Raw genomic sequence first — 1167 nt, 5'->3', positions numbered from 1 at the left:
TGATCTTCGACGAGATAGAAGAGCGTCTCTAAACTTCCTACTTTTAGAAGTTACATTAATAAACCTCGCTGAGAACTCAGCGAGGTTTATTGTTAAAGGTTATAGAATTTAAAAAACCCCACTGCATTGCAGTGGGGTTTGGTGATAGATCAATCAAGAAGGAGTTAATCGATGTATCGCCGGGGTAAATTAATTCAGTTTGTCACCTAAGAGTATTTCGCCACTATCAGAGACTGATACTGCCCAAGTAGGCAGAGAAACTGTTTCATCATCGAGACAGCGGCCATCTTCAAGGGCAAAGCTTTGTTTGTAGAGTGGTGAAGAAACTTTCAGCACACCACCTTTACTACCGATAAGTCCTCGTGAAAGAACCATCGCCTTGCTAAAGGGATCCAAGTTAGACAGGGCATAGACCTTGTCTTCAACACGGAAAATAGCGACTTGTTCATCTTCGACGAGGGCACAAACACCAGTGTTGGGAGTAATGTCGGAAAGTTTACAAATGACACGAGACATGATAAAATCCTTTACGAGTTAATTAAGAGCTAGCAGCAGCTTGTAGATCGCGCTCATGATCGTAGAGCGGACGACGTTGATCACGCTCACGGGTATAGGTGAGGTTGCTATCTTCTTGGTTATCACTGTTAATGAATGTGTTGAAACGTTTGCGAATATCTGGGGTTTCAACAGCCGTTTTCCATTCACACTGGTAGGTATCAACCACATGCTGCATTTGGCGATCGAGTTCCTCAGCAATTCCGAGTTTGTCATCGATGACCACTGCTTTGAGGTAGTCGAGTCCGCCCTCAAGATTTTCTAACCAACGTGCTGTGCGTTGGAGTTTGTCGGCGGTTTTGACGTAGAACATTAACACACGATCGGTATATTTTAATAAGGTTTCTTCATCGAGGTCAGTAGCAAACAAATCAGCATGACGTGGTTTCATGCCGCCGTTACCACAAACGTAGAGATTATAACCGTTTTCGGTGGCGATAACGCCGATGTCTTTGCTTTGTGCTTCAGCACATTCACGGGTACAGCCTGATACCGCAAATTTAAGTTTACGTGGTGAGCGCAGGCCTTTGTAGCGATGCTCCATCTTGATGCCGAAGCCAACAGAATCTTGCACACCGTAACGGCACCAGCTTGAACCGACACAAGTTTTAA

At 44.6% G+C, this 1167-nt stretch carries 1 protein-coding gene and 1 pseudogene; both read right to left on the bottom strand.

Annotated elements, in window-relative coordinates:
* Nucleotides 1–189 precede the first annotated feature (189 nt).
* Nucleotides 190–516, bottom strand: a complete 327-nt coding sequence (gene nirD, locus F6K23_RS40955; RefSeq protein ID WP_293167000.1) for a nitrite reductase small subunit NirD — start codon at nucleotides 514–516, stop codon at nucleotides 190–192.
* Between the two features lie 22 nt (nucleotides 517–538).
* Nucleotides 539–1167 (bottom strand): annotated as a pseudogene (locus tag F6K23_RS40950) (nitrite reductase (NAD(P)H)); the annotation flags it as partial.

The sequence above is a fragment of the Okeania sp. SIO2C9 genome (assembly GCF_010672455.1).
Taxonomy (GTDB): Bacteria; Cyanobacteriota; Cyanobacteriia; order Cyanobacteriales; family Microcoleaceae; genus Okeania.
This window is presented reverse-complemented; position numbering and strand designations above follow the sequence as displayed.